The following is a 6,728-nucleotide window of genomic DNA, read 5'->3' as shown; positions in this document are numbered from 1 at the left end:
CGCGGCGGCGGCAGTCATGCTCGCGTCACGCATCGCGGCCGCCCTCCCCGCGCTGCGGCGCCTCGGCCAGCAGCAGCGTATGCGTATGGTCGCCGGCCTCGGCCTCGCGCTTCGGCAGCACCAGCACGCGCAGCCCGCCAAGGCGGCCCATCAGGTAGGACGTGCCCTTCCCGGAGGTCCGGGCGTAGAGCTTGCAGGCGGGCAGCATCGCGCCGCCGCGGTTCGGGTTCTGTCCATCGTCGCGCATGTCGCGATCCTTCCGAGGATGCGCGGCGCTCGGGGCGGTGGCGCGGAAGGCGGGCGGTGCGCTATGCTTGCGCTGTTCATAGTAGTGCCGCATCGCTTCCCCGCCCGGTGCCCCATGCGCCGGGCGGTTTCGTGTCAGGGGGTGGAGAGCGCCGGCAGGCGCAGCGCCGCCGCCAGCAGCAGCAGCGCGACCGGCTCGGCCAGCGGCAGGAACCTCGCGGCGCGCATCAGGCGGCGCTCCGCTGCGCGTCCGCCTCGGACGTGCTGCGCCGGGGAGGCGTCGTCCGGGTGCGCGCCCAGTCGAGCGCGTCTTGCCAGCGATACAGCGCCCGGCCGCAAAACAGGCTGTAGGGCGGACCGCCGCCGCGCGTCGCCTTGGTGCTGAGGGTCTTGGGCGAAACCTTGTAGCCGAGCGCGGTCAGCGCCGCGGCCGTTTGCTCGCGCGTCAGCAGCGCGGCCGGATTGCCGGGAATGGCCGCCATGGATTGAGAGCCTCCATCACTTGCGCGCCGTGGCGCGCGTTTGCGATGGCTCCCTATGTTCACATGCGCCGGCGGCCTGCACCGGGTTATTCGGGCGCCGTTTTGTCGTCGCAATCCTCCCATCGCAGTGCGTCGCGCACCGCGTCGCGGCTCGGCGGCGCCGCAAAGCCTGCAGCGCGGCACACGGCCTGAGTCAGCACCACCGCGTCGCGCTCGCGCAGCTTGAAGCCCAAGTCGGCGAGGGTCGCGCGAACCGCGCGAATGAAGCCACGCCAGCTCGGCTTTTGCGACGCGAGCCCTGGCACGTCCGCGAAGCGCGGCGGCTCCTCAAGCGCGGCGGCAAGGCGGCGCAGCATCTCGGCCGTCGGCTCTGCCTGAAAATAGCGCGGCGCGTCTCGCGCAATCAGCCGCGGATGCAGCAGCGCGGCCACCGCCACCACTGCGCAGGGCGGCAGCGGCTCGCGGCTGATTTCATCCAGCATGTCGGCCAGCTTGCGCGCCATGGCGGCGGCCTTCGCGCGCCGCGCCATGCTCGTGCAGCGGCGCACCGCCCGCGGCAGCGTGCCATGCGCGTCATAGCCCATCCGCAGCGGCGTCAGCACCGCGCCGAGCAGCATGGCCGCGGCGCTCAGTCGGCTCCAGCCTTCGCGCTCAAGCGCGAGCACATGGGCGGCCAGCGCCTCCCAGAACAGCGCGAGGTCGGGCACGGCGAACAGCGCGGCCTCGGTTGCGGTCGCGTCCGCCGGCACGGCAGGGCGCAGCACGTCCGGGAACGTGCTCGGTATAGATGACATGCCGCGCCTCCGATGCGCGTCTCCGAAGGGTGGTCGGCGGGGCAGCCCGGTCGGAGTCCGGGCGTTCGGTCGCGACTCCTAGCCCCGCCGATTCGCAGCCCGGCAGTTCACGCCGCTTCCTTGCGCGTCGGGATCGCGGCCACCGTCGCGGCCAGCCGTGCCGCGGCCTCGGCGAGATCGTGGTCGCGCTGCAAGGCCAGCCACAGATGCGGCCCGTTGCCGCACCACTTGCCCAGCCGCACCGCCATCTCCGGCGTCACCGGCGCGCGCTCGGCGAGGATCGCGTGCAAGGTCTGGCGCGAGATGCCAAGCTCCCGCGCCGCCGCCGCCACGCTCACGCCGAGCGCGGGCAGCACGTCCTCCCGCAGCACCGCGCCGGGGTGCACGGGGCGCATCCGGGGCGGGGCCTTCACCGCGTATTCCCTCGGCATCGTCGCGGCCTCCCTAATGGTATTGCTCCAGGTCCACCCCCAGCGCGTCGCCGTCCTGCCACTCGAAGGTGACGCGCCATGGGCCGTTCACCGCCACCGCCCACCGCCGCGGCCGGCCGCGCAGCGGATGCAGGCGCCAGCCGGGGAGGTTCAGGTCCTCCGGGCGCCGCGCCGCGTGCAGCGCGGCCAGGATGCGGCGGCAGCGCGCCACAAGGTCCGGCCGCACCCCGGACGGGTCATCCCCCGCGAACAGGTCGCGCAGGCCCTTGTGGCGGAAGCTGCGGATCACGGCCGGCCATGATGTAAGGCAATGGCTTACACTGTCAAGCCTTGCCTTACATCCGCCCGCGGCGCCCTCTCAGCGCTATCGGCGCCGGGACGCCAGCCCGCAACGGCCGCCGGGCGGAGCGGCAACACGGGGCCGGCCCCGGGCTCGCGGCCTTCGCCTGCACTTGCTCCGGCCGGCGCCTCGCCCACTGCCCCCCTATGCCTCCTATGCCTCCTATGCCTTCGGCGTCCCGACGCGCGGGATCATGATGCGTGTCCGTCACCCGGCGGTGCGCTGCGCCCCCGGCCCCTCCACCACCGCCGCGGCCCCCTCGCCCGCCAGCTTCCGCAGGATCGTCGCGGCGATGCGGTCGGCGGCGACGGTGAGCGCGTCGCCATGGTGGATGTAGCCGCGCGTCGTGCCGCCGGCGCCCTTGTGCCCGATCAGCATTCCGATGGTCGCCTCGGAATACCCGAGGTCGTTGGCAAGGCTCGCGAAGGAATGCCGCAGGACATGCGGCGTCACGTCCGCCGGCAGCCCGCCCGCCTTGGCGATGCGCGCGAACAGGGAAGGGAAGCCGCTCATCGTCCCGTCACCGCGCGAAGGCGGGAACACCAGCGCATCCGCCGCGCCCGGCCCCTGCGCCCGCAGCACATCGCAGGCGGCGGCAGAGAGCGGGCGGAGGCTCTCGCCCGTCTTGGTGTCCGGCAGGCGGGCGGTGCGCCTGGCGAGGTCCACCATGCCCCACCGCAGCGTCAGCGCCTCGCCGCTCCGCCATCCGGTGAGCGCGAGGAAGCGGGCCGCGGCGACGGCGGCGGGCCACATGCGCGCTTCCTCCGCCAGCGCCAGCCCGCGGCCGAGCGCCGCATATTCGGCGTCGGACAGGCGGCGCTCGCGCTTGCCGTCAGCAAAGCGGATCACGCCACGCACCGGGTTCCCCGGGATCATCCGCTTGCGCTCGGCATAGGCGAAGATCGCGCCGAGCAGCCCGACCGTCCGGGAGGCGGCGCCCTTGCCGCCGCGGACGTTGGAGAGCGCCCGCTTCTTCGCCAGCTTCACGCGCCGCGCCGTCCCGCCCTCGGCCACGTCGTGCATGAACCGCTCCACATCGGCGCGGGTCACGGCGGGGACCTTCATCGCGCCGAGCAGCGGCTTGATGTGGCGCTCTATCCGGCTGCGGTCGGTGGCGAGGGTGGAAGCCTTCTTCGCCACGCCGCGGCGCGTCAGCAGCCGCCCGGCCTCGGCGTCGGCGAGGTAGAGGTCGCAGAGGTCCGCGACGGTGGCGGCCTGCCGCTTCTCCCGCTTCTCGGCGGCGGGGTCGCCGCCTTCCACGCGCGCCGCGGCCAGGATGGCCAGCGCCTGCTCCCGCGCCTGCTCGGGCGTCCAGGGCGCGCCGTGCTTGCCGATGGTGTAGCGGCGACTGCGGCCCTCGCGCGTGCGGTAGAGGACGAAATAGGACACCGCTGCGCCTTTCTGGCGCCGGGCGCCGAAGCCGGGCACGGCCGAGTCGTAAATCTCGCCCCCCGGCGGCAATGCCCTGACTTCGCGCAATCCGATGCGCCGCCGCACCCGCGCCATGCCGACCAGCCCCGCTCGCTAGGTAGCACCTAGGTAGCACATAGGTAGCAGATTGGCGCAAATCCGCACAACGAAGCGCAGCGGCGCAGCGCTGCAATGCAATGGATTTTCAAAGTCTTAGATGACCATGTGCAGCGCGCCGCAACCCGGCGCAACGCCCTATTTTTGCCCGTCCAGGGCAATGCCGATGCCGTCGAACCTGCCGCTCCGATAGGCCGCCATCACGGCGTCGAAGCTGGACCACGTCGCGGGATTGGTGGGCGACGCGGCGCGGCCACTCGGCTGAAACGGCACCTTGGTCCATCGGCTGTCGCGCGGCCGGTAGCCCCAGCACATCCAGGCGGGCCGCTTCCTGAGCGCGGCGGGGATGTTCTCCGCCCGGACCTCCAGTGCGGTCGGACGCGGCGACGTGCCTGTGGGGCACGGGACGCCGGACGCGTCCTCACTTGTTGAAACAACCGGCTTTGTGTATATATTCATCACCACGGATACCCTTCAGAACGCCCCGCGCACCCCGGCCTGGGTGTTGCGGGGCGACTTGTTTCAGGGGACTGGGTGCTCGCCCCGGAACTCGGGCAGCAGGACGCCTTCCGTAGGGGCCTTCCGTGGGGTCCGCTTCAGCTTGGTTGCGGCGACGGCCTCGACATCATCGCGCTCTGCGGCCCGCTTCGCGATCCATTGGTTGATTTCGCTTTCGAGCCATCCCACGGCTCGCGGGCCGAGTGTGACGCGGCGCGGGAACTCCCCCGCTGCTTCCAACTTCCTGACCTTCGACTTACTGCACCCGACGCGCCGCTCGACCTCTGGCCAACGAAGGAAGCGATCTTGTGTAAGCATGTTGGCGGATACCTATTCTGTGATGCGAAGCATATAGGCGCGCCGTGAGCCGATGTGAACCGTTGTTGTCTTAACGCATGCGGGCAGATTATAAGCCGGACTATTGCGATCCGCCGGAATGCGGCCTTTCACTAGGCTTTGAGTGGCCGCGTAAACTTCTGGCGTCTGACCGACCGGCCTGAATCACGTTTTCGTGAGGTTTCGCGGATGGCCACAGAGGGCAGCGCCAGCCTGCCCTCCGACTACACACCGTCGGATCACCTCGCCTTCCGCAGCGGCACTACGTTGCTGACTGCTGCACCGCCGTCCACGTAGCGCATGACGTGCGCGGCCCAGCCGCGTAGCGCCTCGGCCTTCTCCCGCGCCCAGCCGTGGCGCTGATAGACGCCGACGATGCCCGCCCGGCTGCCGCTGACGTGGTTCAGCACGGCCTCGATCACCTCCAGCCGCACGCCGAGGCGTTGCAGGCCGGTGGCGACGGTCCTGCGCAGATCGTGCAAGGTCCACGGCGCGACCTCCGGGCCGCCCTGCCTGGCCGCGTCGGCGAGCGCTGCGTCGAGCCGCGCCTTCATCTTGCCGAAGCCAGATGGCGGGTTCCCGTTCACGCCCTCGAACACCAGCCGGTCCGCCTTGCGGCGCCTCACGGCCCGGATGATCCCGACGGCCTCGGCGGACAGCGGCACGTCATGCGGGCGGCGGTTCTTGGTCCGGTCCCCCGGCAGGCTCCATACTCCCGCCTCAAGGTCCACCTCTGCCCAGCGCATGCCGGCCACCTCGCCGCGCCGCTGGCCGGTGAGGATCAGCAGCCGCAGGATCGCCGTCCAGGGCGCCCCCAGCCTTCCGGCTGCGTGCCAGATGGCGGCAAGCTCGGCGTCGCTCAGCACCCGCTCTCGCGCCACCTCCCTGGCGGGCTGCGGTGTCACCTCCCACGGATTGCGCTCCATAGCACCGCGCTTCACCGCCCAGCCCCAGCAAGCCCGCGCCACGGCGCGCAGCCGGTTCGTCGCCACAGGCCCACGCACCGCCTTCACCGCATCCAGCACCCGCACCGCGTCGGCATGCGCGAAGCTCGCCGCAGGGACGGCCTTCCAGTCGGACAAGGCGGCCTTCAACTCGCGAGGCACCCGTCGTCGATAGCTTGCTGAGCGCTGCGACAGGTGGTGCTCCGCCCACTGGTCGATCATGGCCGTCACGGTGTAGCGGGCCGCCGCCTCGGCGGCCTTCGCCCGTGCCTCGGCTTCCAGGGCTGCCGCCCGTGCTGCCCGCCGCTCGGCGACGGGGTCACGGCTCTCGCGGACCTGCCCGCGCAACACCTCCGCCTGCTTCCGGGCCTGGGCCGTCGTCATCTCCGCGCCAAAGGTGCCGATCACGACCCGCCGCTTCACGTGCGGCCCGGCGTTGTACTGGAACAGGAAGGTCTTGGTGCCCCTGGCCGTGACGCGCAGCCCGAAGCCAGCGAGGTCGGCGTCGAACACCAACATGTCCCGGCGCCCCGGTGGGCACGTCACCGCCTGCACGACGCGATCCGAAAGGCGGACGCGCTGCGTCTTGGTGCCCTCGGCTGCGGACCCTTCGCGGACCCTCTGCGGACCCAAGCACCCCCGACCAGGGGTCTCCGCTCCTTGGCGACCTGTCGCAGTGCCGTCCAGTGATATCAGCGCATTAGGGTCTGCTTCGCGCGCTGCGGACCCGACCGTCCCACCATCTCGTTGGTAGAGCATGCGACTGAAAATCGCAGTGTCGGTGGTTCGATTCCGCCCCTGGGCACCATTCCGTTTTTCCTCGGCGTTCCGGCGTTTCGACATCCTCTCGCCCTCGTAGGGCCCAGGGGTGGTTTGACGTTGCGGGCTTCGGAAGCGAAGTCGCCCCGCTGCCCGGGACGGTTGGCGGTGAGGGTCCGTTCGAGAATCAGCGATGAGCGAGGCGCGGAGCAACGGCGCGTCCCTGGCGACGCGATCATGGCCGGTGGCGTCCCGTGTGGTGGTGTAGGAGGGTCAGAGCCCGGGGCGCGTAGCGAAGCCCCTGGTGGAGCGGAGCGCCCCGGGCGGCCACCGCGGTGATTCTCGGTAGGGTTGGGTTGTCGAGACCTGCA

9 protein-coding genes are annotated in these 6,728 nt (G+C 71.4%); all 9 read right to left on the bottom strand.

What is annotated here, in order from left to right:
- Positions 1-25 precede the first annotated feature (25 nt).
- A complete protein-coding gene (locus IEX99_RS22080) occupies positions 26-247 on the bottom strand; it encodes a hypothetical protein (RefSeq protein WP_188904382.1) in 222 nt (73 codons plus the stop codon).
- Positions 248-473: 226 nt separating this feature from the next.
- Complete coding sequence (locus IEX99_RS22075; protein ID WP_188904380.1) at positions 474-728, bottom strand: DNA-binding protein; 255 nt, start codon at positions 726-728, stop codon at positions 474-476.
- An 86-nt stretch (positions 729-814) separates the two neighbouring features.
- Positions 815-1,492 carry a hypothetical protein gene (locus IEX99_RS22070; RefSeq protein ID WP_188904378.1) on the bottom strand — a complete coding sequence of 226 codons (678 nt, stop codon included), beginning with the start codon at positions 1,490-1,492 and terminating at the stop codon, positions 815-817.
- Between the two features lie 137 nt (positions 1,493-1,629).
- Positions 1,630-1,953, bottom strand: coding sequence for a HigA family addiction module antitoxin (locus IEX99_RS22065; protein WP_188904376.1), 324 nt, complete (start codon positions 1,951-1,953; stop codon positions 1,630-1,632).
- Between the two features lie 13 nt (positions 1,954-1,966).
- Positions 1,967-2,242 carry a type II toxin-antitoxin system RelE/ParE family toxin gene (locus tag IEX99_RS22060; protein WP_188904374.1) on the bottom strand — a complete coding sequence of 92 codons (276 nt, stop codon included), beginning with the start codon at positions 2,240-2,242 and terminating at the stop codon, positions 1,967-1,969.
- A gap of 258 nt (positions 2,243-2,500) precedes the next feature.
- Entirely contained in the window at positions 2,501-3,799 is a 1,299-nt protein-coding gene (locus tag IEX99_RS22055) for a tyrosine-type recombinase/integrase (protein WP_229678221.1), read from the bottom strand.
- A gap of 159 nt (positions 3,800-3,958) precedes the next feature.
- Positions 3,959-4,135 (bottom strand): hypothetical protein, encoded by a 177-nt coding sequence (locus IEX99_RS22050; protein WP_188904369.1) that lies wholly within the window; start codon positions 4,133-4,135, stop codon positions 3,959-3,961.
- Between the two features lie 207 nt (positions 4,136-4,342).
- Complete coding sequence (locus tag IEX99_RS22870) at positions 4,343-4,636, bottom strand: helix-turn-helix transcriptional regulator (protein ID WP_188904367.1); 294 nt, start codon at positions 4,634-4,636, stop codon at positions 4,343-4,345.
- A 257-nt stretch (positions 4,637-4,893) separates the two neighbouring features.
- Positions 4,894-6,357: a tyrosine-type recombinase/integrase gene (locus IEX99_RS22040; RefSeq protein ID WP_268237535.1), complete on the bottom strand. Its 1,464-nt coding sequence runs from the start codon at positions 6,355-6,357 to the stop codon at positions 4,894-4,896.
- Between the last annotated feature and the right edge of the window lie 371 nt (positions 6,358-6,728).

Source organism: Caldovatus sediminis (assembly GCF_014644455.1).
GTDB lineage: Bacteria > Pseudomonadota > Alphaproteobacteria > Acetobacterales > Acetobacteraceae > Caldovatus > Caldovatus sediminis.
Note: the sequence above shows the minus strand (reverse complement) of the source record. Positions and strands in the feature narration are given on the sequence as shown.

Coding starts and splice junctions, on each gene's coding strand:
- IEX99_RS22870 (WP_188904367.1), bottom strand. CDS start 4,636: ATGCTTACACAAGATCGCTTCCTTCGTTGGCCAGAGGTCGAGCGGCGC.
- IEX99_RS22080 (WP_188904382.1), bottom strand. CDS start 247: ATGCGCGACGATGGACAGAACCCGAACCGCGGCGGCGCGATGCTGCCC.
- IEX99_RS22055 (WP_229678221.1), bottom strand. CDS start 3,799: ATGGCGCGGGTGCGGCGGCGCATCGGATTGCGCGAAGTCAGGGCATTG.
- IEX99_RS22075 (WP_188904380.1), bottom strand. CDS start 728: ATGGCGGCCATTCCCGGCAATCCGGCCGCGCTGCTGACGCGCGAGCAA.
- IEX99_RS22065 (WP_188904376.1), bottom strand. CDS start 1,953: ATGCCGAGGGAATACGCGGTGAAGGCCCCGCCCCGGATGCGCCCCGTG.
- IEX99_RS22050 (WP_188904369.1), bottom strand. CDS start 4,135: ATGTGCTGGGGCTACCGGCCGCGCGACAGCCGATGGACCAAGGTGCCG.
- IEX99_RS22040 (WP_268237535.1), bottom strand. CDS start 6,357: ATGCTCTACCAACGAGATGGTGGGACGGTCGGGTCCGCAGCGCGCGAA.